This window comes from Pseudomonas mercuritolerans, from assembly GCF_025706525.1.
Lineage (GTDB): Bacteria > Pseudomonadota > Gammaproteobacteria > Pseudomonadales > Pseudomonadaceae > Aquipseudomonas > Aquipseudomonas mercuritolerans.
On the sequence record NZ_JAMSHA010000001.1, the window covers coordinates 539,738 to 562,458 of the forward strand.

Here is a 22,721-nt window from a genome sequence, read left to right on the forward strand (position 1 = left end):
GTCATGCAGATTTCCCTCGCTCATCAGGTGGCGCTGGTCACTGGCGCCAGCTCCGGCATCGGCCATGCTGCCGCCAAAGCACTGGCCGCCGCCGGCGCTGCGGTCGTGATCAATTACAACAGCAGCGCCAAACCCGCCGAAGAACTGGCTGCGCAAATCAACGCCGAAGGCGGCAAGGCCCTCGCCATCGGCGCGGATGTTTCGAAAGAGGACGAGGTCGAGCGACTGTTCGCCAAGACCGTCGAAGCCTTCGGCTCGCTGGACATTCTGGTGGCCAACTCCGGTCTGCAAAAAGACGCCGCTGCCGTGGACATGACGCTCGACGACTGGAACACGGTAATCGGCGTCAACCTCACCGGGCAGTTCCTTTGCGCGCGGGCGGCGTTGCGGATTTTCCAGCGTCAGGGCGTGCGCGAAGGCGTGTCGCGCGCGGCGGGCAAGATCATTCACATGAGTTCGGTGCACCAGCGCATTCCATGGGCCGGGCATGTCAATTACGCGGCGTCCAAGGGCGGCGTCGATCAGTTGATGCAGAGCCTCGCCCAGGAAGTCAGCCACCAGCGCATCCGCATCAACAGCATCGCGCCCGGTGCGATCAGCACAGCCATCAACACCGAAGCCACTGAAGGCGCGGCCGGCGACAAACTTCTTGAGCTGATTCCCTACGGACGCATTGGCGATGTCGAGGATGTTGCCAACGCAGTGGTTTTCCTCGCTTCCGATTTGTCCGATTACATCGTCGGCACCACCCTGTTCATTGATGGCGGGATGAGCCTCTATCCGGAGTTTCGCGGCAATGGCTGAGGCTGAAATGGAACAACAAAGTCCCATCGGTGCCCACGGCATCATCGGCGACATGCGCAGCGCCGCTCTAGTCAACGATAAAGGCAGCGTGGATTTTTTCTGCTGGCCGGAGTTCGACAGCCCGACGATCTTCTGCTCGTTGCTCGACACACCTGAAGCAGGGATTTTCCAGCTCGCGCCGGACTTGCCCGATGCGCGCCGCGAACAGATTTACCTGCCCGACACCAACGTTTTGCAGACCCGTTGGCTGAGTGAACACGCGGTGGTGGAAATCACCGACCTGTTGCCGATCGGCGACGATGTCGACGCCCTGCCCCTGCTGATGCGCCGGGTGCGCGTGGTCAGCGGCTCGGCGACGTTCAACCTGCGTTGCGCGGTGCGCCACGACTATGGTCGTGCCGACACCCGGGCCGAGATGGACGCACAGGACGTGACGTTCCACGCCGCTGGCCAGCCGTCGATACGCCTGGCTTCAGATCAGGCGCTGCAGATCGATGCGCAAGCGGCCGTCGCGCAATTTACCCTCGAGCACAACGAAAGCGCCGCGTTCATGCTCGGCGGCAGCGACGACCCGCGCTTTGCCGAGGGTGCCGCCGAATTGTGCATGGAGCGTACCTTGAAGTACTGGCGTGGCTGGATCGGCCAATCCAACTATCGCGGACGCTGGCGGGAAATGGTCAACCGTTCCGCCCTCGCCCTGAAACTGCTGACCTCGCGTCGCCAAGGTGCGATTCTCGCCGCTGCCACTTTCGGCCTGCCGGAAACTCCCGGCGGCGAGCGCAATTGGGATTACCGCTACACGTGGATCCGCGATGCCTCGTTCACCGTTTACGCGTTCATGCGCCTGGGCTTCGTCGATGAGGCCAATCACTACATGCAATGGCTACGCGGGCGAGTCAGCGATTGCTGCGGCAAACCGATGAAACTCAACATCCTCTATGCCATCGACGGTCAGCAGGAATTGCCGGAAACCGAACTCACGCACCTGTCCGGTCACGGCGGTGCGCAACCGGTGCGCATTGGCAATGGTGCTTATGATCAGATCCAGCTGGACATCTTCGGCGAGCTGATGGATGCGGTGTATCTGGTCAACAAGTACGGTGATGCGATTTCCCACGAAGGCTGGCGGCACGTCGGCGAAGTGGTCGATCAGGTCTGTGAGAACTGGCAGAACGAAGATGTCGGCATCTGGGAAATGCGCGGTGAAACCCATCATTTTCTGCACTCGCGGCTGATGTGCTGGGTGGCGCTGGATCGCGCCATCCGGCTGGCTTCCAAGCGTTCGCTGCCGGCGCCGTTCGCCCGTTGGGATCAGACCCGGCAAGCGATCTACACCGACATCTGGGACAACTTCTGGGATGAGGAACGCGGACATTTCGTCCAGTACAAGGGCGGCACTGCGCTGGACGGCTCGATGCTGCTGATGCCGCTGGTGCGTTTCGTCAGCGCCAAGGATCCGCGCTGGCTGTCGACTCTGGAAGCGATCGAAAAAACCCTGGTGCGCGACGGCATGGTCTATCGCTATCGCAACGAAGACGCCAACATCGATGGCCTCAGCGGCACCGAAGGCGCGTTCGCCGCCTGCTCGTTCTGGTACGTCGAATGCCTGGCCCGGGCCGGTCAGGTGGAAAAAGCCCATCTGGAGTTCGAGCAGTTGCTGCGATACGCCAATCCGCTGGGGCTGTACGCCGAAGAGTTCGACAGCCATGGCCGGCATTTGGGCAACACGCCGCAAGCGCTGACGCATCTGGCGCTGATCAGTGCCGCTAGTTTTCTTGATCGCAAATTGAGCGGGGAGAAGAGTTCCTGGCAGCCATAGCGCTGTTTTATCGTCAGCGCATGTCAGACCGATCCCTGACTGGACGGGATTTTTCCGCACCGGGCCTGCCCGCCAGCCAACGGGTACAGGCCCATGCCCAACGTGAAACCTGCGCGGCGGTTACGTCAGGCGACAGTCTGTGTAAAAACTGCGCCTACAAAGACCACTCACGTCATGTTGAAACGCTTGCCGCAACGTGTGCTTACACGCCGAAATACCTTGTTGCCAGCCGTTACATCCACACCTACCATCCAACGCAACGGTCGATATGAAGCCATTACCTCAGTCAGTCCCCTCTCCCTCCGGGAGAGGGCTAGGGTGAGGCGCTTTTGATCTTCTACGGGCACAGCGGAGCTGTCCAACCACCCCCGAATTCAAGGAACCGGAATGCCTCACCACGTCCAGCGCAGCATCGAATCCCCTCTTCGCACCGGCCTGACCCGCACCCAGCTCTGGGAAGACGGCGACCAGGGCCTGATCAAATGCTGGGAAATCGGCCGCCAGCGCGCCGAACGCTTTCCCGAACTGGCCCAGCGCTGCCTGGCCGATGAATTGCCAGTGCTGGGCTGGAAGGGTGGCGTCAGTCGCAGCCTGAAGAAAAACGAGAAGTACGGCTCACTGAAATATCTGGCGCAGTGGCAGGGTCTGCGCGGTGAGGATCTGGATATTGATCTGGCGCAGGAGCGTTCGCTGGTGTGTTCGCGGACGAAGATGAAGGTGACGTTTACCCCGGATCGGACGAAGTATTTCAATCAGATCGCGGAGCTTGAGGCTTAGCCGTGCGGAAGTCCGGGTGGTAGCAATCCGGGTACAGGGCACAGACGCCGTACTGGGCGTCCAGATCGGCCATGTGCTGGTAGAACTGGTCGATTTCCCAAAACGTTTCATCCGCAACGGTCATCAGGTAGAAGTAACTGAGCTGATGATCATTGGGCAGCACCAATGGAAACTCTGCCAGCGCGTCCATCCTCGGCGCATTGGCCAGCGCCGCGAGCATCGGCGTCGGTGCCTGGGACAATTGCTCGAAGTACTTTTGCTTGTATGCCGCCAGACCGATGGCTTCACCTTTTGCTCTGGCATCGATAAGTTGCGCGAGGTTTGCCCGGCGCTGCTCCCAGTACGCCGCCGGCAGGTCGACATTCATTTGTTTCTTGTGTCTGGCCAATGCCTCATCGGCGCTGAGCTGGCGTTGCGGTTCGCCCGGCGCGGCGGCGGATCGTGCGTCCAACTCCTTGAAGGACAGCATGATCGTCGACTTGGCAAACATGCGCTCCATCAGTTCACGGCGCTGCGGGGTGTCCGGCAGTGCCGGTGGCGGCGATGCGCAACCGGTCAGCATCACGACAAGTCCCAACACAACAAGCAGCAGTTTGAGTGACATGTATCGTCCTTGAAGCCAGTCGACAGAATGAGCTGCGCAGTCTATCCGATGGTCTAGGGTTTGGAAGACGTTTGCACGGAGTTGTCAGTCATGATTCAGTCAGTCCTTACCCCTTTTCTGACCATCGCCTATGAACAGCATGGCCCTGCCGGCGGCGACTCGGTGATTCTGCTCCACGGCTTCCCCTACTCGCCGCGTGCCTTCGACGAAGTCGCCCCGGCGCTGGCCGCGCAAGGCTACCGCGTCATCGTGCCGTACTTGCGCGGTTACGGGCCGACCCGGTTCAACAGTGCGCAAACCCTGCGCTCCGGCCAGCAAGTTGCGATGGCGCAGGACCTGCTCGATCTGATGGACGCGCTGGGCATCGAACAAGCCATGCTTTGCGGCTATGACTGGGGCGGTCGGGCGGCCTGCATTGTCGCGGCGTTGTTTCCGGCGCGTGTGCGCGGGCTGGTCAGCGGCGACGGCTACCTCGTGCAGGACATCGCCCATGCGAACCAGCCGTTGGACCCCGAAGACGAGCATAGGCTCTGGTATCAGTACTACTTCCACACGCCGCGTGGCGTCGAGGGCCTTAAGCAGAATCGCCGGGAGTTGTGTCAGTTGCTCTGGCGGCTGTGGTCGCCGACATGGGCGCAAAAGGACGAACGCTACCCGCTGACCGCTGGCGCTTTTGATAATCCTGATTTTCTCGACGTGGTGATTCATTCCTATCGGCATCGCTTCGGATACGCCCCGGGCGATCCAGCCCTGGAGTGGATGGAGGAAGCGCTGGCCACACAGCCGGTGATCAGCGTGCCGAGCATTTCGCTGTGCGGCGCCGATGATGGCGTCGGCCCGCCTTCGCTGATTGATGAAGATGCCGGGCATTTCAGCGGCGTTTACCAGCGGCGCGTGCTCGCGGGCGTCGGCCACAACATTCCCGAAGAAGCGCCGCAGGAAACCCTCAAGGCGATACTGGATCTATTGCAACGCTGACCGAAAAGCGCTCGCGATAAGCCTGCGGTGTCACGCCAATCGCTCGGAGAAAACTGCGCCGCAGCGTCTCTTCACTGCCAAACCCGCAATTGGCGGCGATGCGTTTCACCGGCAGGCCGGTATCGCTGAGCAGTCGCCGAGCGGTTTCGACGCGGATCAATTCGATCGCCCGCGCCGGGGTCTGGCCGGTGTCGGCGCGGTAGTGGCGGATGAAGCTGCGTTCGCTCATGCCGGCCTGTTCGGCGAGGGTCGGGATGCCGAGGTCGCAGGTCAGGTTTTCGGCGATCCAGGCGTGCAGTTCATCGAAGCGGTTGCCCTGTTGTTGCAGCGACAGCGTCACGCTGAATTGCGACTGCCCGCCCGGGCGTTTCAGGAAGACGACCAAGTGCCGGGCGACGTCGAGGGCGATGTCGCGGCCGAGGTCTTCTTCGACCATGGCCAGCGCCAGATCGATACCGGCCGTGACCCCGGCGGAAGTCCACACCGGGCCGTCGTTGATGAAAATCGGATTGGCCTCGACGCGCAGATTGGGATGTTGCGCGGCCAATTGCTCGCAGCGCGTCCAGTGGGTGACCACGCGGCGGCCATCGAGCCAGCCGCTGGCCGCGAGCAGAAAGGCCCCGGTGCATACCGAAGCCACGCGCCGACAATGAGTGCCGTGATCGCGCACCCAGCCAACCAGTTGCTGGTCTTCGGCGGCGGGATAAATGCCCCAGCCACCGGCGATGATCAAGGTATCGCTGGGCGTTTGCGGCAACGGTTCGGCCAGCACCGCCAGACCCGCCGATGACATCACCGCCCCGCCGCCGCTGGCGATCACGCTCGGCGCATACGGCACCGACATTCCGCGCTGGCGGGCCAGATCGTTGGCCGAGGCGAACACCTGCAACGGCCCGGTGACATCGAGAATCTGCATGTTGGCAAACGCGAGGACGTGAATGGCTTTAGGCATTTGGCGTAATTCGTGGGGTGATTGGCGTATGCGCCAGAACCTACGCGCCTACAGTGCAGTCGTCCACTTCTTTCAACGGAGCCACAACGATGACGCTGCAGATCGGTTTTCTGTTATTCCCGCAGGTTCAGCAACTCGACCTGACCGGCCCTTACGACGTGCTCGCCTCGTTGCCCGGCGTGCAGGTGCATCTGGTCTGGAAGGACCTGATGCCGGTGACGTCCAGCACCGGCCTGCTGCTGAAACCGACCACGACGTTCGACGATTGCCCGGATCTGGATGTGATCTGCGTGCCAGGCGGTGGCGGCGTCGGGCCGTTGATGGAAGACCAGCAGACGCTGGATTTCATCAAACGCCAGGCCGCGCAGGCACGTTATGTGACCTCGGTGTGCACCGGCTCGCTGGTGCTCGGCGCGGCGGGTCTGTTGCAGGGCAAGCGGGCGACCACGCATTGGGCGTATCACCAGTTGCTGCCGACGCTGGGAGCAATTGCGGTGAAGGATCGGGTGGTGCGCGACGGCAATCTTTTTACCGGCGGCGGGATCACCGCCGGGATCGATTTTGCCTTGGTGCTGGCGGCGGAACTGGTCGATGCCGACACGGCGCAACTGGTGCAGTTGCAACTGGAATATGCCCCGGCACCGCCGTTCAATGCCGGCAGTCCGGATGTGGCGCCAAGTGCGGTGGTCGATGAAGCGCGGTTGCGCGCGGCGCCTTCGTTGAAGCTGCGCACCGAGATTACCGAACGCGCGGCCGCCAAACTGGGCCTGCGCTGATCTTCAGCCGAATGCAAAACCTGTGGGAGCGAGCCTGCTCGCGAAAGCGGAGTGTCAGTCGCCAGTGACGTCATCTGCAAAACCGCTTTCGCGAGCAGGCTCGCTCCCACATTTGATTTGTGTCTGGCATCACTGCCACACCTTCACTTGTCCCACCTCCCTCGCCCGTGTAGAAAGCCCCTTCCAGAAATCTCGCACAAGGACTTTCGATGAAGGCGCTGCCCTGGCTCTATCTCGCGCTGCTCGGCCTCGGTTACGGATTGGCCCTGAGCTACGGCCAGCTCGGTTGGCTGGCATTGATCTCCGTGGGGCTTCTGTTGTTCGCCGCGTTCGCCGTGCGCCAGCAACAAGTACCGTTTGCGCGCTGGCTCGGCCATGGCCTGTTCATTGTTCTGGCCGTGGCACTTGCGCTGCACTGGCTGCCGGGCTTCGCCAACGGCCGGGTGATCAATCCGCAACGTTTCACTGACAACGCGGTGCCGTTCGCGATGTATTTCAATCTGGATAAACCGCTGGTGGGCTTCTGGTTGCTGCTGGTTTGTCCGTGGATTGTCGCGCGGCGTTCGTTGCGCCTGACGGTCTATGCCACCGCCCTCGCCTTGACGCTGTGCGCAATTCTCGCCCTCGGCGGCGCATTGTTGCTGGGCGTAATCGCCTGGGCGCCGAAGTGGCCGGATCAGGCCTGGCTGTGGGTGCTGAACAATCTGCTGCTGGTGACGCTGGTCGAGGAAGCGCTGTTTCGCGGTTATATACAGGGCGGACTCAGCCGTCGCCTTAAACACCTGCCCTACGGCGATAACCTCGCACTGCTGTCGGCTTCGCTGCTGTTTGGTCTGGTGCACGCCGGCGCCGGCTGGACCTGGGTGTTGCTGGCGGGACTGGCCGGGGTCGGCTATGGTCTGGCCTATCGTTTCGGCGGACTGGGCGCGGCGATCGCCACCCATTTCGGCCTGAATCTGTTGCACTTCGGCCTGTTCACCTATCCGATGCTGGCCAGTTGACGCAAGCGCGGTTTTGCGACGGCGTACTTGAATCTGAAAAAAAACTTCAATAAAAACCTGTCAGCGCCGACAACCTTTCAAAGCCTTGCGGATTGAAAAACCATGCGTAACAACCAGCCCATTACACAACGCGAGCGGACCTTTCCAGCTCAGCAGCGGTTGATTTCCACCACCGATGCCAAGGGCGTGATCACCTACTGCAACGACGCGTTCGTTGAAATCAGCGGGTTTTCGCGGGAGGAACTGATCCGGGCGCCGCACAATCTGGTCCGTCACCCTGACGTGCCGTCGGCGGTGTTCTCGCACATGTGGGGCACACTGAAACAAGGCTTGCCATGGATGGGCATTGTCAAGAATCGCTGCAAATCCGGTGACCACTACTGGGTTAACGCCTACGTCACGCCGGTGTTTGATGGCAGCCAGGTGGTCGGTTACGAGTCGGTGCGCGTCAAGCCCACCGCCGAACAGATCCGCCGTGCCGAAGCGCTTTACCAACGCATCAACCAGGGCAAGTCGGCAATTCCTTCGACGGACAAATGGCTGCCGATCCTGCAGGACTGGCTGCCGTTCATTCTGGTCAGCCAACTGAGCTTCATGATCGGCGCGACGCTGAACTCGCAATGGGGCTTTGCCCTCGCCGCCGGTTTGTCGGTGCCGCTGGGCCTGATGGGCCTGCAATGGCAGCAACGCGGGCTCAAGCGCCTGCTGCGCCTGGCCGAGCAGACCACCTCCGACCCGCTGATCGCGCAGATGTACACCGACAGCCGTGGCGCGCAGGCGCGTCTGGAGATGTCGATCCTCAGCCAGGAAGCGCGCCTGAAAACCTGCCTGACTCGCCTGCAGGACACCGCCGAACACCTGACCGATCAGGCCAAACAGTCCGACGCCCTGGCGCACAACAGCTCGACCGGCCTGGAACGCCAGCGCGTGGAAACCGAACAGGTCGCCACCGCCGTCAACCAGATGGCCGCCACCACCCAGGAAGTCGCCAGCCACGTACAGCGCACCGCTGACGCCACCCAAGAAGCCAACCGCCTGACCGGCCGTGGCCGCGACATCGCCGGGGAAACCCGCGAAGCGATCCAGCGCCTGTCGGTGGTCGTCGGCGAAACCGGCCTGACCGTGACGCAACTGGCCAAGGACAGCGACGAAATCGGCGGCGTGGTCGACGTGATCAAAGGCATCGCCGACCAGACCAACCTGCTCGCCCTCAACGCCGCCATCGAAGCGGCGCGTGCTGGCGAGATGGGCCGTGGTTTCGCCGTGGTGGCTGACGAAGTACGCCAACTGGCGCAACGCACCAGCGAATCCACCGGGCAGATCCATGCCCTGATCGCCAAGCTGCAACAGACAGCGTCGAGCGCCGTGCAAACCATGGAAGCCGGGCATCGCCAGGCCGAAGAAGGCGTGGCGCGGGTACTGGAAGCCGACCAGGCGTTGGTCGGCATCAGCGAAGCGGTGGCCAACATCACCGACATGACCACGCAGATCGCGGCGGCGACGGAAGAGCAAAGTGCCGTGGCTGAAGAAATCAGCCGCAACATCAGCAATATTTCGGAGTTGGCGGATCAGACCTCGGAACAGGCGCATAACTCGGCGTTGCTCAGTGAAGAGCTGACGAAGACGGCCAACACGCAGTATTCGTTGGTGGCGCGGTTTAACCGCTGACTGGAAGGCTGGAATGAAAAAACCCGGATGGCGTGAGCCTTTCGGGTTTTTTGTTTTTGATCTGGAGTATTTGGAGTTTGGCAGACCGCCATCGCGAGCAGGCTCACTCCTACATTGGATCTGCGGCGACCACAGATTGTGTGCCTGACCACGCCCCCCTGTAGGAGTGAGCCTGCTCGCGAAGACGCTTTCTCTGCCAACGACGATCTCCCTCAAGCAATGCAGACAATGCCTACAACTCGCCCAGAATGCGCCGACTGGTGCTCGTTGAGGCTAGGTTCTATTGTTTGCCGGTCAAAACTTATTCACATAAGCTGGTCAGCATGAATACACATTCTTCGGAGGCTCCGATGGCCACCACTCGAAAAACCGACAAACCCAGCAAAAAGGAAGTTCGTGACGAACTGACATTCCTTGATGTTCGGCAGGCCGCGCGTGATGGGCAGAAAGTGTTCGATAAATTTGTGATCACTGGCAGGCTACCGATCACAAAGTAGGCCTGAATGCCAGCAATCAAAATCTCTGCACTTTTTGAACGAATCAATAACTGGCAAAACTTCGCTGCACACTTCTACAACTACAAAATCTGCGATGAATTACCTGCCATTTTCGGACGGGATGAACGACTCGATCTGAACGACATGCACCATATCCACCTTGCCAGTACACAGGCACTGCAGGCTCGATGGGCAAAAATCAATCGTCAGTATTACCGGACAGCATTGATAAATGATGCTGACAATGACTTTTGGCTGATTTATGCCTATGACTCTTTTCGGGATGAGTACTTGCTACTGACGATCACCGGCCCGGATGCCCATAACCGAAGCGAGTGGGGGTCATTTTTGCGTACCGTGCATTGTGAAATCGTTGAACCCTGGGCACTAGGCAGGATTTTCTTTCCCGATCTGGATGATTTGTGATTCAAAGAGCTGATCGAGATGAGCAACAAGCGAAAGATCGCTACCTGCGCACCGTCCATACCGATCATCCGTAAGAGCTGTGGCAGCTGAGATCATTTGAGCCTGCAAAACCAGGTAAAAGCTTCAGTTTTTTTATTGACTGTCTGAAATTGATAGTGCTCGGCAAATCACCCTCGCGAGCAGGGCTCGCTCCCACTTCGGAACGTAGTGGGATCACAGAATTGTGTCCGACGACAATCCCCTGTGGGAGCGAGCCTGCTCGCGAAGAGGCCATAAAAGCCAGCGAACTTATTGAGGCAAATTCAGCTTATCCAGCAGTCGATTGACCAACAGTTCGTTGAGCATGATCACCTGTTGCAGCGCCAGCAGTGGTTTGCGTTCCGGGCCGCCTATTGAGTTGGCGATGTTACCGGCCATGGCATGCGCGTATGAAAGCGACTCGCAGGCCTCGACCAACAGGGTTTCGTCATCCAGCGTGGGGTCGACAACATAGACCGGGCGATGTTTTGGCGAACTTGGCGGGGCTGCCAGGTCTTCGGGTTTGAGGTAGTAGTTGAGGGCGCGGTCGGTGGCTTCTTTTAGTTTTTGCGAGTCGAGGTCGGGGCCGTGGGGGATTGGATCAGCGGCTGGTGGGTTTGGTGTGATTTTGAACATAGATAAAGCTCCAATTTGAAAAACGGGAGCCATCACCCTCGCTACCAAACGGCGGGTGGCGGCCATGCGCAGGTTGGTAGACCGGTCAAATCGGGAAACCCGGCGCTCACAGAGGAGCCCCACGCATGCCCACCATACAAAGCCATATCTCAAAAAATGAGACAGCATCGAAGGTGTCGCGACAACGACAATTTAAAGCGGGCTACCAAACCCGGCCACTGTTTTGCAGTGACTGGCCAACGATATAGCCTGCCCTATAGCCGTGTAAGCCGGGGGATTCTGGCGTACGTGTAGGCAACGGCGCAAGGAGTTGTAGCCGGGATGGCGTAACGGATCGTGTAGTTTAAACGCGCGAAAAAAATCGTGTTTACGGACAGGAAATGCCGGACCATGAAGGCTTCCGGCACTTTATCGTGCCAGCAAAAATGCCCCTCACCCTAACCCTCTCCCAAAGGGAGAGGGGACTAACCGAGGTGTTTAGGCGAAATACGCCGATATGAGATACCGAGCCGAATGCAGGTTTTGAACACCACACAAATCGGCTGCCTCTCCCTCAGGAGTGGGGACTGATCGAGATGTTTAGACGAAGTACGCCGACCTGAGATACCGAGCCGAATGCAGGTTTTGAACACCACACATATCGGCCCCCTCTCCCTCGGGAGAGGGCTGGGGTGAGGGGCAGCAACAACACAAATCAAAAGCCGAATATCCACGCTTTTCACCACTCAATAGGCCGAGTGTCAGCTCGCCTGCTCTTGATCTTGATCCACCGGCGACGTCGGAAGGCTGAGTGGAGGGATTGATCCGGGGGTGGGAGCGCAGCGACCGTTCGACGAAGTCGAACACAGCGCAAGGAGGTGCAGCGAAGCAAACCGGAGCCGCTGCGCCCGGATCGATCCCGGAGCGAAGGGACCCGAGCCTGCGAGGGCCGAACGTAGGAGCTAGCGTTTTTTGCTTACTTTTTTTGGCGCTTGTAAAAAAGTAAGTCGCCGTCAGGCGAAACCGCCAGCCGCAGCTCCCGAAACAATGGATATGCCCCCAAAAGCAAGATCAACAGCTACCCCCTCACCCCAACCCTCTCCCCCAAGGGGGCGAGGGGGAAAGGGAGCCGATCTCCATGGAAAACAGAATCTCGGTTAACCCTTGAGAAACTCGGCCACTTTCTGCACAGCACTGCCCAAATGATCCGCATGCGTAAACCCGGAAGCCTTGAGCGGCTTCAAATCATGATCCCCCGCCGCCAGCCACATCACCTCAATACTCGGTGACAAGGTATAAGCCTCAACCGCCTCGCGATTCCCCAGAGCATCCCGCTCCCCCTGCACAATCAACGTCCGCGTCTTCAACCCAGCCAAATGCTCAACCCGCGGCTTCTCCGGCTTCCCCACCGCATAAAACGGATACCCCAGACACACCAACGCATCCACCCCCAACTCATCCGCCACCAGACTCGCCATCCGCCCGCCCATCGACTTGCCGCCAACCGCCAAAACCCCAGCGACATGACGCCGCACAAGCGCAAACACCTCCCGCCAGCAATCCAACAGTTTCGGCGCAGGATTCGGCGGCCGCTTCACCCCATCCACTCGCCGCTGCGCCATATACGGAAACTCAAATCGCAACACGTTGACCCCAAGCCCGGCAAGGCGCCCAGCCATGTCGTTCATCCACTCGCTATCCATCGGCGCCCCCGCCCCGTGCGCCAGAATCAGCGTTGCTGAAGCCTCACCAACAGCGGCATCCCACAACCATCCATGATCGAGCACACACTGCGCCCATTGATCCCCGTCAATACTGGCCTTGTGCTGTTTGTCCATGCTTGCCTCGCTTTTAGTCTGCCTATAACTCCAGGCGAAGGATTCGCGCCGTTTGCGCGCTCACTTCGGCTGAACCGTGGATGGGGAACCATGAACACTTCTATCAGTACCGCCTACAACTACAAGGTGGTCCGCCAATTCGCCATTATGACGGTGGTGTGGGGCATCGTCGGCATGGGCCTCGGGGTTTTTCTCGCGGCGCAATTGGTCTGGCCGGAACTCAACTTCAATCTGCCCTGGACCAGTTTCGGCCGTCTGCGCCCGCTGCACACCAACGCGGTGATCTTCGCCTTCGGCGGCTGTGCGCTGTTCGCCAGCTCTTTCTACTCGGTGCAACGCACCTGCCAGACGCAATTGTTCGCACCAAAAATCGCCGCGTTCTGCTTCTGGGGCTGGCAGCTGGTGATCCTGTTGGCGGCGATTAGCCTGCCGTTGGGTTACACCAGCTCCAAGGAATATGCCGAGCTGGAATGGCCGATCGACATCCTGATCACCATCGTCTGGGTCGCCTACGCCATCGTGTTCTTCGGCACGATCATGCAGCGCAAGACCAAGCACATCTATGTGGGCAACTGGTTTTTCGGCGCGTTCATCATCACCGTGGCGATCTTGCACATCGTCAACAACCTCGAGTTGCCGGTGAGTTTCACCAAGTCCTACTCGGTGTACGCCGGTGCAACCGACGCCATGGTGCAGTGGTGGTACGGCCACAACGCTGTGGGCTTTTTCCTCACCGCCGGCTTCCTCGGCATGATGTATTACTTCGTGCCGAAACAGGCCGAGCGTCCGGTGTATTCGTATCGCCTGTCGATCGTGCACTTCTGGGCCTTGATCACCCTGTACATCTGGGCCGGCCCGCACCACCTGCACTACACCGCGCTGCCGGACTGGGCGCAATCGCTGGGCATGGTGATGTCGCTGATCCTGCTGGCACCGAGCTGGGGCGGGATGATCAACGGCATGATGACCCTCTCGGGCGCGTGGCATAAGTTGCGCAGCGACCCGATCCTGCGTTTCCTCGTGGTGTCGCTGGCGTTCTACGGCATGTCGACCTTCGAAGGTCCGATGATGGCCATCAAGACCGTCAACGCCCTCTCCCACTACACCGACTGGACCATCGGCCACGTTCACGCTGGCGCACTCGGCTGGGTGGCGATGATTTCCATCGGCGCGCTGTATCACATGATCCCGAAAATCTTCGGCAAGGCGCAGATGCACAGCGTCGGCCTGATCAACGCGCATTTCTGGCTGGCAACCATCGGCACCGTGCTCTACATCGCGTCGATGTGGGTCAACGGCATCGCCCAGGGCCTGATGTGGCGCGCGGTCAACGAGGACGGCACGCTGACCTATTCCTTCGTCGAAACCCTGGTGGCCAGCCATCCAGGTTTTGTCGTGCGGCTGATTGGTGGAGCGATTTTCTTAAGCGGCATGTTGCTGATGGCTTACAACACCTGGCGCACCGTGCGGGCCTCGCAGCCTGCCGAAGTCGTCGCCGCCGCGCAGATGGCCTGAGGAGTCCGCCATGAAACACGAAACGATTGAAAAGAACGTCGGCCTGCTGATGCTGCTGATGGTGTTCGCCGTGAGCATCGGCGGCCTGACCCAGATCGTCCCGCTGTTCTTCCAGGACGTCACCAACAAACCGGTGGAAGGCATGAAGCCCTACACCGCGCTGCAACTGGAAGGCCGCGACATCTATATCCGCGAAGGCTGCGTCGGTTGCCACTCGCAGATGATCCGCCCGTTCCGCGCCGAGACCGAGCGCTACGGGCACTACTCGGTAGCGGGCGAAAGCGTTTGGGATCACCCGTTCCTGTGGGGCTCGAAACGTACCGGTCCGGACCTTGCCCGGGTCGGCGCGCGCTACTCGGATGACTGGCACCGCGCGCATTTGTACAACCCGCGCAACGTTGTGCCGGAATCAAAGATGCCGGCCTATCCGTGGCTGGTCACACAAGCGGTCGACAGCAGCCACACCGAAACCAAGCTGAAAACCATGCGCACCCTCGGCGTGCCGTACACCGACGACGACATCAGCGGCGCGGTCGCCAGCCTCAAGGGCAAGACCGAAATGGACGCCCTCGTTTCCTATCTGCAAGTGCTCGGCACTGCGATCAAGAGCAAGAGGTGAACCATGGTCATTGAAATGAGTGCTGGCCTGATTCGCGGCCTCGGCACGGTCGTGGTGTTCGTCGCCTTCGTCGGCCTGACCTTGTGGGTGTTCAACCGCAAGCGCACCCCTGAGTTTGCCGAAGCACGTCTGCTGCCGTTCGCCGATGAACCGCAACCTGACACTACCCAAGCACCTGAAACAAGGAGTACCCGGCCATGACCACCTTCTGGAGTACGTGGATCTGCGTACTGACCATTGGCAGCCTGATCGGCCTGACCTGGCTGCTGATCGGCACCCGTCGGGGCGAGACCAAGGGCAGCGTCGACCAGACCATGGGCCACAGCTTCGACGGCATCGAGGAATACGACAATCCGCTGCCGCAGTGGTGGTTCATGCTGTTCGCCGGCACGCTGGTGTTCTCGGTGGGCTATCTGGTTCTGTATCCAGGCCTGGGCAACTGGAAAGGCATCCTGCCCGGCTATGAGGATGGCTGGACCGGCGTGCACGAGTGGGAAAAGGAAATGAACAAGGCGGACGCCCGTTTCGGGCCGATCTTCGCCAAATTCGCGGCGATGCCCCTGGAAGAAGTGGCCAAGGATCCGCAGGCGCTGAAAATGGGCGGTCGTCTGTTCGCCTCCAATTGCTCGGTGTGCCACGGCTCGGATGCCAAAGGCGCGTTCGGCTTCCCTAACCTTGCCGACAGCGACTGGCGCTGGGGCGGCGATGCCGAGACGATCAAGACCACCATCATGGGCGGGCGGATGGCGGCAATGCCGGCCTGGGGTGAAGTGCTCGGCGAAGCCGGGGTGAAAAACGTCGCCGCCTATGTGCGCCACGAACTGGCCGGCCTGCCGCTACCTGCCGACAGCAAGGCGGATCTGCAAGCCGGGCAGCAGGCGTTCAGTACCACTTGCGTGGCGTGCCACGGCGCAACTGGCCAAGGCACCCCCGCGATGGGCGCACCGAATCTTACCCATCCGGCCGGCTTCATCTACGGCACCAGCCTGACCCAACTGGAACAGACCATTCGCCATGGTCGTCAGGGGCATATGCCAGCGCAGAACGAATTGCTGGGCAACGATAAAGTTCAATTGCTTGCCGCTTATGTGTACAGCCTTAGCCACGGATTGAACACAGAAAAACTGATAACTGAAGACAACAAGAAATAGCAATTGCGTACACCACTGCCGCAGCTTTCTCGCTGCGGCAGTTTCCCGCCCCTTTGCGACGCATTGTCGCACCCCTTGGATCCTCTCCTTTCGGAACCCCGGATTCGGGTCTACGCTTCATCGAAGCGGACCGGCTGAAGTCGGTTTCCAGATCAATCCCGAACGATGCGCGCCGTGAACCGGCTGATGGACTCGCCGCAAACGCAGGCAGATAACGGCTGTTGCGCCGGTTGCCCGCAATTTCCCGATCACGACCTGTGAACGGGCACCGTTGACGGCGATCCGGATTGCGAGCTTTTTACGCGCACTGCGACATTTTGTCAGAGGCCATTTTTGACCCTACGCGGCGCATGGAAAGGCCGCAGAATCAGCGTTGGAAAGCATTGACCCAGGTCATGGCGCGTTGCAATGACCCCCTGCTTTATACATACTTGCGGCCGATTTTATCCCTATAAAAATACCCAAACCGTGGAACCTTAGAATGAGCACAGCAATCAGTCCGACTGCTTATAACTATAAGGTAGTCCGCCAGTTCGCCATCATGACGGTGGTCTGGGGGATCCTTGGCATGGGGCTCGGTGTCTTCATCGCCTCGCAACTGGTCTGGCCGGAACTGAACTTCGGTCTGCCGTGGACGAGCTTTGGACGCTTGCGCCCGTTGCACACAAACCTGGTGATTTTCGCCTTCGGCGGTTGTGCACTGTTTGCCACTTCCTACTATGTCGTGCAGCGAACCTGCCAGACGCGACTGATTTCCGACAGCCTCGCTGCCTTCACCTTCTGGGGCTGGCAAGCGGTCATCGTCGGCGCCATCATCACCTTGCCGCTGGGTTACACCACCACCAAGGAATACGCCGAGCTGGAATGGCCGATCGCGATTCTGCTGGCGATTGTCTGGGTCACTTACGGTCTGGTGTTCTTCGGCACCATCACCAAGCGCAAAACCAAGCACATCTATGTCGGCAACTGGTTCTACGGCGCGTTCATCGTGGTCACCGCGATGCTGCACATCGTCAACCACATGTCGCTGCCGGTCAGCCTGTTCAAGTCTTATTCGGCCTACTCCGGTGCCACTGACGCGATGATCCAGTGGTGGTACGGCCACAACGCGGTGGGTTTCTTCCTGACCACCGGTTTCCTCGGGATGATGTACTACTTCGTGCCGAAACAGGCCGAACGCCCGATCTACTCCTATCGTCTGTCGATCGTGCACTTCTGGGCGCTGATCACCCTGTATATCTGGGCCGGCCCGCACCACCTGCACTACACCGCCCTGCCGGACTGGGCACAATCGCTGGGCATGGCGATGTCGATCATCCTCCTGGCGCCAAGCTGGGGCGGCATGATCAACGGCATGATGACCCTGTCGGGCGCCTGGCATAAGTTGCGCACCGACCCGATCCTGCGCTTCCTCGTGGTGTCGCTGGCGTTCTACGGCATGTCGACCTTCGAAGGGCCGATGATGGCGATCAAGACCGTCAACTCGCTCTCGCACTACACCGACTGGACCATCGGCCACGTACACGCCGGCGCCCTCGGTTGGGTAGCGATGATCTCGATCGGCGCGATCTACCACATGATTCCGAAACTGTTCGGCCGGGCGCAAATGCACAGCACCGGGCTGATCAATGCGCACTTCTGGCTCGCCACTATCGGCACCGTGCTTTACATCGCCTCGATGTGGGTCAACGGCATCACCCAGGGCCTGATGTGGCGTGCAATCAACGATGACGGCACCCTCACCTACTCGTTCGTCGAAGCGCTGCAGGCCAGCCACCCGGGCTTCATCGTCCGTGCGCTGGGCGGTGCTTTCTTTGCCAGCGGCATGCTGCTGATGGCTTACAACGTGTACCGCACCGTTCGCGCGTCGGATCCGGTTGAAGCCGAAGCCGCCGCCAAGATTGCCGTCGTTGGAGCTCACTGATGAAGCATGAAGCTGTCGAGAAGAATATTGGCCTGCTGGCCTTCTTCATGGTCATCGCCGTCAGCGTCGGTGGCCTGACCCAAATCGTTCCGCTGTTCTTCCAGGACGTCACCAACAAGCCGGTCGAGGGCATGAAGCCTCGTTCGGCGCTGGAACTGGAAGGCCGCGACGTGTACATCGCCAACGGTTGTGTCGGCTGCCACTCGCAGATGATCCGCCCGTTCCGCGCTGAAACCGAACGCTACGGCCACTATTCGGTTGCCGGTGAAAGCGTCTGGGACCACCCGTTCCTGTGGGGTTCCAAACGTACCGGTCCGGACCTGGCCCGTGTGGGCGGTCGTTACTCCGATGACTGGCAACGTGCGCACTTGTATAACCCGCGCAACGTGGTCCCCGAGTCGAAAATGCCGGCTTACCCGTTCCTCGTGGAAAACAAGCTCGACGGCAAGGAAACCGCGAAAAAAATGGAAGTCTTGCGCACCCTCGGCGTGCCGTACACCGACGAAGACATCGCCGGTGCACAGGATGCCGTGAAGGGCAAAACCGAAATGGACGCGCTGGTGGCCTATCTGCAAGGCCTGGGCACCATCATCAAAAGCAAACGGTGAATCTGATGGATATCGGGATGATTCGAGGCCTGGGCACCGTGGTCGTGATGGTGGCCTTCATCGGTCTGGCCTTGTGGGTGTTCAGCCCCAAGCGCAAGTCGGAATTCGACGACGCGACCATGCTGCCTTTTGCCGATGATCCCGAAGCCATCAAGCACGTCGAGCAAGCTTCTAGGAGTAACAAAGAATGACTACATTCTGGAGTCTGTACGTCACAGTCCTCAGTCTCGGTACGATCTTCGCCCTGACCTGGCTGCTACTGTCGACCCGCAAGGGCCAGCGCAGCGAACAGACGGACGAGACGGTCGGCCACTCCTTCGACGGGATCGAGGAGTACGACAACCCGCTGCCGAAATGGTGGTTCATGCTGTTCGTCGGCACGATCATTTTTGCTCTGGGTTACCTGGTGCTGTACCCGGGTCTGGGCAACTGGAAAGGTCTGCTGCCGGGCTACAACTATCTGGATACCGAGAAGCAGACCGCGTTCGCCAACGGCCAGACCGGCTGGACCGGCGTCCACGAGTGGGAAAAGGAAATGGCCCGTTCGGACGCCCGCTTCGGTCCGATCTTCGCCAAGTTCGCGGCGATGCCGATCGAAGAATTGGCCAAGGATCCGCAAGCACTGAAGATGGGCGGCCGTCTGTTCGCGTCCAACTGCTCGGTGTGCCACGGTTCCGACGCCAAGGGCGCCTATGGCTTCCCCAACCTGACCGACGCCGACTGGCGCTGGGGCGGTGAGCCGGAAACCATCAAGACCACCATCATGGGCGGCCGCCACGCGGTGATGCCGGCATGGGCGGAAGTGATCGGCGAGCAAGGCGTGGCTGACGTAGCGGCCTTCGTGGTGACCAACCTCGACGGGCGCAAACTGCCGGAAGGCACCAAGGCCGACCCGGCCAACGGCCAGAAACTCTTCGCCGCCAACTGCGTGGCTTGCCACGGCCCTGCTGGTAAAGGCACCCCGGCCATGGGTGCGCCTGACCTGACCCATCCGGGCGCATTCATCTACGGCTCGAGCTTCGCGCAACTGCAGCAGACCATCCGCTACGGCCGTCAGGGCCAGATGCCTGCGCAGGAACAATTGCAAGGCAACGACAAGGTTCACTTGCTGGCAGCGTATGTCTACAGCTTGTCGCATGGTGAAAAAGCACCAGAGGCGCAGGCCGAGTAAGGCCAACGCTTGAAGTATGAAAGGCCTCGCCAATGCAAATTGGCGGGGCCTTTTCATGACCGGAATTCACGCCCTGAGACACTCGATAAATATGAATGTCTTCGCGCGCAAGTCTGCTGTACTTACTTGACGGGGATCGTATCCACCGCCACCCGACTCGGCCAGTTATTATTCTCAACCTTGCTGATGACCAGACTCTTCCGGTCTTTGGAAAAGCTGGCGATCAGATAAGTTTGCTGCGAAGCGGAACCGCTCAGATAAACTGGCACACTGCCGAAATTTTCCGTCCACCAGTAGCGCCCTGCTCTTGTATGCAAATGGCCTGCGAACACCGCAGTGACATTGTAATCCTCGATGATCTTTGTGAATCGCTTGATCTGCTTATCGTCACCCTGCCAGCGAGAAGGCTTATGCATATTAAGGATAATAATCCGTCCCTTCTCACGCGCCGCCTTCAGATCCTTTTCCAGCCAGTCCAGGGAATTCCTGATGTCGAACGTCGTCGGATTCAAGAAATGTGAAATCCATACCGAATACGTCGGCTCGTTGTGCAACTGGACAAGGTGTACATCTCCAACATCTATGGAGTAGGCCAGACTCCCAGAAAACAGCCTGTTAATCGGACTACCGCTTATATTCAGGTCTAGATTTCCGACTTTGCCACGATGATGCTCTTCGAAATCGGTAATACTACCTGCAGCACAACTTTCAGAAAAACAATCATTCTTTTCATAGTCGGGATTACCGAGGCCGTAGAAGACATTGCCACCGAAGTATTTATTCAAAACCGGTCGCAACCAACTCCGCTGCCACCCATGCCCATAGGCCGTTATATCGCCATTGATCATGATCGGAATATGTTCCGGAGATATGCTGAAGTTTTTGCGAAAGTTTGCGATATCCGAAAACTGGCTTTCGATCAGCGCGCGGGAACGCGCTTCCTTTTCCGACTCAGATTCAGCTTCACCACTGTCCGTTTTTTCCGTCCACGGATATTGCGGATCAGACGCAAATATCATGTGATTTGGATTTTGCTCGGCCAGCACCACTGCAGGCATTAAACTGAAAACCCATAACAGCGCACAGACATGCCGAACCTTGAACATGCTCTTCATATAATTCCTTTTATCTTTATTGAAATAACAGCAACCAAAAACGATCACAGACAAAAGCTATGTGAAAAACCAGAACAATAAAACCGCGATTTCATTGCAAGTTAATTAAGCAACTTCACGACAACTCTCCCCCTAAAAAGACATTTAGCCGAAGTGATACCTTCACGAAATCGCTGCAAAAACCCTACCCGCCGTTTTACCTGCATCTGCCGAAAACTCAGCCATACTCAACAAGTCAATTGATCTGCATCAGGCTTTTCTGCAATCGCTACACCATCTGCATTTTTTACCCAACGCGACCAAAGGTCGCACCCTTGAGCCAGAGCTGCAGGCGTATCATCGCGCTACTGCAACAGCCCTTTTTGACCTTGGTTGGCACGTATCGACCGAGGCATTTTTCCACTGCCGTGGGATGCAATGATGAGCAATCAGATTCCGGTACACGACGTCACGCCGCCGAGCAAGAACGCGAACAACAGCGTCGATCTTTATGCCTCACGAGAAAAAATCTACACCCGTGCCTTCACCGGCCTGTTCCGCAATCTGCGGATGCTCGGCGGTGCGGCGTTGTTTCTGCTGTATTTCGGCACGGTGTGGCTGAACTGGGGCGGTCACCAGGCGGTGTGGTGGAACCTGCCGGAGCGCAAGTTCTTCATCTTCGGCGCGACCTTCTGGCCACAGGATTTCATCCTGCTCTCGGGGCTGTTGATCATTGCCGCGTTCGGCCTGTTCTTCATCACTGTCTATGCTGGGCGCGTCTGGTGTGGTTATACCTGCCCGCAGAGTGTGTGGACGTGGATTTTCATGTGGTGCGAAAAGGTCACCGAAGGCGACCGCAACCAGCGCATCAAGCTCGACAAGGCGCCGATGAGCGCTAACAAATTCCTGCGCAAGCTGGCCAAGCACTCGCTGTGGCTGCTGATCGGGTTTGTCACCGGCATGACCTTTGTCGGCTACTTCTCGCCGATCCGCGAACTGGTCATCGAATTCTTCACCGGTCAGGCCGATGGCTGGTCGTATTTCTGGGTCGGTTTTTTCACCCTCGCCACGTACGGCAATGCCGGCTGGTTGCGTGAGCAAGTGTGCATCTACATGTGCCCGTATGCGCGCTTCCAGAGCGTGATGTTCGACAAGGACACGCTGATCGTTTCCTACGACCCGCGCCGTGGCGAAAGCCGTGGGCCGCGCAAGAAAGGCATCGACTACAAGGCGCTGGGGCTGGGCGACTGCATTGACTGCACGATGTGCGTGCAGGTCTGCCCGACCGGCATCGATATCCGCGATGGCCTGCAGATCGAGTGCATCGGCTGCGCTGCGTGCATCGATGCCTGCGACAGCATCATGGACAAGATGGATTACCCGCGCGGGCTGATCAGCTACACCACCGAACACAACCTCTCCGGCCAGAAAACCCATAAACTGCGACCGCGCCTGATCGGCTATGCCGTGGTGCTGCTGGCGATGATCAGCCTGTTGGTCGCCGCGTTCTTCATGCGTTCGCTGGTCGGGTTCGACGTCAGCAAAGACCGCGTGCTGTACCGCGAAAACGCTGAAGGCCGGATCGAAAACGTCTACAGCCTGAAGATCATGAACAAGGATCAGCGCGACCACACTTACCTGCTGCAAGCCGAGGGTCTGCCGGACCTGCGCCTGCAAGGCAAACGCGAGATCAAGGTTGCCGCCGGCGATATCGTCAGCATGCCGGTCGAGTTGTCGAGCGCACCGGAACAATTGCCATCGAGCACCAACGAGGTGAAATTCATCCTCAAGGACGCCGATGACGACAGCGTCCACGTTGAAGCCAAGAGCCGATTCATCGGCCCACAAATCCGTTGAGAGAATTTT

The 22,721-nt window shown here is 59.2% G+C and carries 23 protein-coding genes; 18 read left to right on the forward strand and 5 right to left on the reverse strand.

Going from position 1 to position 22,721, the window contains the following annotated elements; genetic code table 11:
- The first annotated feature begins 3 nt into the window (after positions 1-3).
- The 3 genes from ND528_RS02435 to ND528_RS02445 all read left to right on the forward strand — a co-directional run bounded on the left by ND528_RS02435 (position 4) and on the right by ND528_RS02445 (position 3,400).
- On the forward strand, positions 4-804 hold the full coding sequence (locus ND528_RS02435; RefSeq protein WP_130909809.1) for a glucose 1-dehydrogenase: 801 nt from the start codon (positions 4-6) through the stop codon (positions 802-804).
- The gene (locus tag ND528_RS02440) at positions 797-2,623 is read left to right on the forward strand and encodes a glycoside hydrolase family 15 protein (RefSeq protein WP_263469595.1); all 1,827 of its coding nucleotides are present in this window, start codon (positions 797-799) and stop codon (positions 2,621-2,623) included. Before ND528_RS02435 ends, ND528_RS02440 begins: the two co-directional genes overlap by 8 nt.
- A 387-nt stretch (positions 2,624-3,010) precedes the next feature.
- Positions 3,011-3,400 carry a hypothetical protein gene (locus ND528_RS02445; RefSeq protein WP_212615755.1) on the forward strand — a complete coding sequence of 130 codons (390 nt, stop codon included), beginning with the start codon at positions 3,011-3,013 and terminating at the stop codon, positions 3,398-3,400.
- Here ND528_RS02445 and ND528_RS02450 read toward each other — a convergent pair.
- A complete protein-coding gene (locus tag ND528_RS02450) occupies positions 3,372-4,004 on the reverse strand; it encodes a hypothetical protein (RefSeq protein WP_263469596.1) in 633 nt (210 codons plus the stop codon). The two genes, ND528_RS02445 and ND528_RS02450, sit on opposite strands and share 29 nt — an antisense overlap.
- A 90-nt stretch (positions 4,005-4,094) precedes the next feature.
- On the opposite strand from ND528_RS02450, the gene ND528_RS02455 reads away from it, so the two are divergent.
- Positions 4,095-4,982, forward strand: coding sequence for an alpha/beta fold hydrolase (locus ND528_RS02455; protein ID WP_263469597.1), 888 nt, complete (start codon positions 4,095-4,097; stop codon positions 4,980-4,982).
- Here the strand turns inward: ND528_RS02455 and ND528_RS02460 are convergent.
- Positions 4,951-5,934: a GlxA family transcriptional regulator gene (locus ND528_RS02460; protein WP_263469598.1), complete on the reverse strand. Its 984-nt coding sequence runs from the start codon at positions 5,932-5,934 to the stop codon at positions 4,951-4,953. The genes ND528_RS02455 and ND528_RS02460 overlap by 32 nt on opposite strands.
- 89 nt (positions 5,935-6,023) lie before the next feature.
- On the opposite strand from ND528_RS02460, the gene inhA reads away from it, so the two are divergent.
- The 5 genes from inhA (at position 6,024) to ND528_RS02490 (ending at position 10,302) form a co-directional block, all read left to right on the forward strand.
- Positions 6,024-6,710, forward strand: a complete 687-nt coding sequence (gene inhA / locus ND528_RS02465) for an isonitrile hydratase (RefSeq protein WP_137215790.1) — start codon at positions 6,024-6,026, stop codon at positions 6,708-6,710.
- A gap of 209 nt (positions 6,711-6,919) precedes the next feature.
- Positions 6,920-7,711, forward strand: coding sequence for a CPBP family intramembrane glutamic endopeptidase (locus ND528_RS02475; protein ID WP_263469599.1), 792 nt, complete (start codon positions 6,920-6,922; stop codon positions 7,709-7,711).
- A gap of 102 nt (positions 7,712-7,813) precedes the next feature.
- On the forward strand, positions 7,814-9,379 hold the full coding sequence (locus tag ND528_RS02480) for a methyl-accepting chemotaxis protein (RefSeq protein WP_212615750.1): 1,566 nt from the start codon (positions 7,814-7,816) through the stop codon (positions 9,377-9,379).
- Positions 9,380-9,729: 350 nt separating this feature from the next.
- A complete protein-coding gene (locus ND528_RS02485) occupies positions 9,730-9,876 on the forward strand; it encodes a hypothetical protein (protein ID WP_263469600.1) in 147 nt (48 codons plus the stop codon).
- Positions 9,877-9,882: 6 nt separating this feature from the next.
- Entirely contained in the window at positions 9,883-10,302 is a 420-nt protein-coding gene (locus tag ND528_RS02490; RefSeq protein ID WP_212615749.1) for a type II toxin-antitoxin system YafO family toxin, read from the forward strand.
- 288 nt (positions 10,303-10,590) lie between these two features.
- Here the strand turns inward: ND528_RS02490 and ND528_RS02495 are convergent, their stop codons facing one another.
- Together ND528_RS02495 and ND528_RS02500 are read right to left on the reverse strand one after the other, a co-directional pair.
- The gene (locus ND528_RS02495; RefSeq protein WP_263469803.1) at positions 10,591-10,956 is read right to left on the reverse strand and encodes a DUF6124 family protein; all 366 of its coding nucleotides are present in this window, start codon (positions 10,954-10,956) and stop codon (positions 10,591-10,593) included.
- A gap of 1,136 nt (positions 10,957-12,092) precedes the next feature.
- Positions 12,093-12,773 (reverse strand): alpha/beta family hydrolase, encoded by a 681-nt coding sequence (locus ND528_RS02500; RefSeq protein ID WP_263469601.1) that lies wholly within the window; start codon positions 12,771-12,773, stop codon positions 12,093-12,095.
- Between the two features lie 90 nt (positions 12,774-12,863).
- On the opposite strand from ND528_RS02500, the gene ccoN (ND528_RS02505) reads away from it, so the two are divergent.
- The 8 genes from ccoN (ND528_RS02505) (at position 12,864) to ccoP (ND528_RS02540) (ending at position 19,761) form a co-directional block, all read left to right on the forward strand.
- Positions 12,864-14,288 (forward strand): cytochrome-c oxidase, cbb3-type subunit I, encoded by a 1,425-nt coding sequence (gene ccoN / locus ND528_RS02505; protein ID WP_263469602.1) that lies wholly within the window; start codon positions 12,864-12,866, stop codon positions 14,286-14,288.
- Between the two features lie 10 nt (positions 14,289-14,298).
- Entirely contained in the window at positions 14,299-14,907 is a 609-nt protein-coding gene (gene ccoO, locus ND528_RS02510) for a cytochrome-c oxidase, cbb3-type subunit II (protein ID WP_003223389.1), read from the forward strand.
- Between the two features lie 3 nt (positions 14,908-14,910).
- Complete coding sequence (locus ND528_RS02515; RefSeq protein WP_042608410.1) at positions 14,911-15,108, forward strand: cbb3-type cytochrome oxidase subunit 3; 198 nt, start codon at positions 14,911-14,913, stop codon at positions 15,106-15,108.
- Positions 15,105-16,058 carry a cytochrome-c oxidase, cbb3-type subunit III gene (gene ccoP / locus ND528_RS02520; protein ID WP_263469603.1) on the forward strand — a complete coding sequence of 318 codons (954 nt, stop codon included), beginning with the start codon at positions 15,105-15,107 and terminating at the stop codon, positions 16,056-16,058. The genes ND528_RS02515 and ccoP (ND528_RS02520) overlap by 4 nt, the downstream gene beginning before the upstream one ends.
- A gap of 481 nt (positions 16,059-16,539) precedes the next feature.
- On the forward strand, positions 16,540-17,982 hold the full coding sequence (ccoN, locus tag ND528_RS02525; RefSeq protein WP_024012334.1) for a cytochrome-c oxidase, cbb3-type subunit I: 1,443 nt from the start codon (positions 16,540-16,542) through the stop codon (positions 17,980-17,982).
- Positions 17,982-18,590, forward strand: coding sequence for a cytochrome-c oxidase, cbb3-type subunit II (ccoO, locus tag ND528_RS02530; RefSeq protein ID WP_007917161.1), 609 nt, complete (start codon positions 17,982-17,984; stop codon positions 18,588-18,590). The genes ccoN (ND528_RS02525) and ccoO (ND528_RS02530) overlap by 1 nt, the downstream gene beginning before the upstream one ends.
- 5 nt (positions 18,591-18,595) lie before the next feature.
- Positions 18,596-18,781 (forward strand): CcoQ/FixQ family Cbb3-type cytochrome c oxidase assembly chaperone, encoded by a 186-nt coding sequence (locus tag ND528_RS02535; RefSeq protein ID WP_016775513.1) that lies wholly within the window; start codon positions 18,596-18,598, stop codon positions 18,779-18,781.
- Positions 18,778-19,761, forward strand: coding sequence for a cytochrome-c oxidase, cbb3-type subunit III (gene ccoP, locus ND528_RS02540; protein WP_263469604.1), 984 nt, complete (start codon positions 18,778-18,780; stop codon positions 19,759-19,761). Before ND528_RS02535 ends, ccoP (ND528_RS02540) begins: the two co-directional genes overlap by 4 nt.
- A gap of 122 nt (positions 19,762-19,883) precedes the next feature.
- Here the strand turns inward: ccoP (ND528_RS02540) and ND528_RS02545 are convergent, their stop codons facing one another.
- The gene (locus ND528_RS02545; protein ID WP_263469605.1) at positions 19,884-20,876 is read right to left on the reverse strand and encodes a metallophosphoesterase family protein; all 993 of its coding nucleotides are present in this window, start codon (positions 20,874-20,876) and stop codon (positions 19,884-19,886) included.
- Between the two features lie 420 nt (positions 20,877-21,296).
- Between ND528_RS02545 and ccoG the strand changes: the two genes are divergently transcribed.
- A complete protein-coding gene (ccoG, locus tag ND528_RS02550) occupies positions 21,297-22,712 on the forward strand; it encodes a cytochrome c oxidase accessory protein CcoG (RefSeq protein ID WP_073474016.1) in 1,416 nt (471 codons plus the stop codon).
- Positions 22,713-22,721: the final 9 nt, after the last annotated feature.

Excerpts from the sequence above, each read along its gene's own strand:
- ND528_RS02435 (WP_130909809.1), top strand. The coding sequence starts at position 4 with ATGCAGATTTCCCTCGCTCATCAGGTGGCGCTGGTCACTGGCGCCAGC.
- ND528_RS02440 (WP_263469595.1), top strand. The coding sequence starts at position 797 with ATGGCTGAGGCTGAAATGGAACAACAAAGTCCCATCGGTGCCCACGGC.
- ND528_RS02445 (WP_212615755.1), top strand. The coding sequence starts at position 3,011 with ATGCCTCACCACGTCCAGCGCAGCATCGAATCCCCTCTTCGCACCGGC.
- ND528_RS02450 (WP_263469596.1), bottom strand. The coding sequence starts at position 4,004 with ATGTCACTCAAACTGCTGCTTGTTGTGTTGGGACTTGTCGTGATGCTG.
- ND528_RS02455 (WP_263469597.1), top strand. The coding sequence starts at position 4,095 with ATGATTCAGTCAGTCCTTACCCCTTTTCTGACCATCGCCTATGAACAG.
- ND528_RS02460 (WP_263469598.1), bottom strand. The coding sequence starts at position 5,934 with ATGCCTAAAGCCATTCACGTCCTCGCGTTTGCCAACATGCAGATTCTC.
- inhA (WP_137215790.1), top strand. The coding sequence starts at position 6,024 with ATGACGCTGCAGATCGGTTTTCTGTTATTCCCGCAGGTTCAGCAACTC.
- ND528_RS02475 (WP_263469599.1), top strand. The coding sequence starts at position 6,920 with ATGAAGGCGCTGCCCTGGCTCTATCTCGCGCTGCTCGGCCTCGGTTAC.
- ND528_RS02480 (WP_212615750.1), top strand. The coding sequence starts at position 7,814 with ATGCGTAACAACCAGCCCATTACACAACGCGAGCGGACCTTTCCAGCT.
- ND528_RS02485 (WP_263469600.1), top strand. The coding sequence starts at position 9,730 with ATGGCCACCACTCGAAAAACCGACAAACCCAGCAAAAAGGAAGTTCGT.
- ND528_RS02490 (WP_212615749.1), top strand. The coding sequence starts at position 9,883 with ATGCCAGCAATCAAAATCTCTGCACTTTTTGAACGAATCAATAACTGG.
- ND528_RS02495 (WP_263469803.1), bottom strand. The coding sequence starts at position 10,956 with ATGTTCAAAATCACACCAAACCCACCAGCCGCTGATCCAATCCCCCAC.
- ND528_RS02500 (WP_263469601.1), bottom strand. The coding sequence starts at position 12,773 with ATGGACAAACAGCACAAGGCCAGTATTGACGGGGATCAATGGGCGCAG.
- ccoN (WP_263469602.1), top strand. The coding sequence starts at position 12,864 with ATGAACACTTCTATCAGTACCGCCTACAACTACAAGGTGGTCCGCCAA.
- ccoO (WP_003223389.1), top strand. The coding sequence starts at position 14,299 with ATGAAACACGAAACGATTGAAAAGAACGTCGGCCTGCTGATGCTGCTG.
- ND528_RS02515 (WP_042608410.1), top strand. The coding sequence starts at position 14,911 with ATGGTCATTGAAATGAGTGCTGGCCTGATTCGCGGCCTCGGCACGGTC.
- ccoP (WP_263469603.1), top strand. The coding sequence starts at position 15,105 with ATGACCACCTTCTGGAGTACGTGGATCTGCGTACTGACCATTGGCAGC.
- ccoN (WP_024012334.1), top strand. The coding sequence starts at position 16,540 with ATGAGCACAGCAATCAGTCCGACTGCTTATAACTATAAGGTAGTCCGC.
- ccoO (WP_007917161.1), top strand. The coding sequence starts at position 17,982 with ATGAAGCATGAAGCTGTCGAGAAGAATATTGGCCTGCTGGCCTTCTTC.
- ND528_RS02535 (WP_016775513.1), top strand. The coding sequence starts at position 18,596 with ATGGATATCGGGATGATTCGAGGCCTGGGCACCGTGGTCGTGATGGTG.
- ccoP (WP_263469604.1), top strand. The coding sequence starts at position 18,778 with ATGACTACATTCTGGAGTCTGTACGTCACAGTCCTCAGTCTCGGTACG.
- ND528_RS02545 (WP_263469605.1), bottom strand. The coding sequence starts at position 20,876 with ATGAAGAGCATGTTCAAGGTTCGGCATGTCTGTGCGCTGTTATGGGTT.
- ccoG (WP_073474016.1), top strand. The coding sequence starts at position 21,297 with ATGAGCAATCAGATTCCGGTACACGACGTCACGCCGCCGAGCAAGAAC.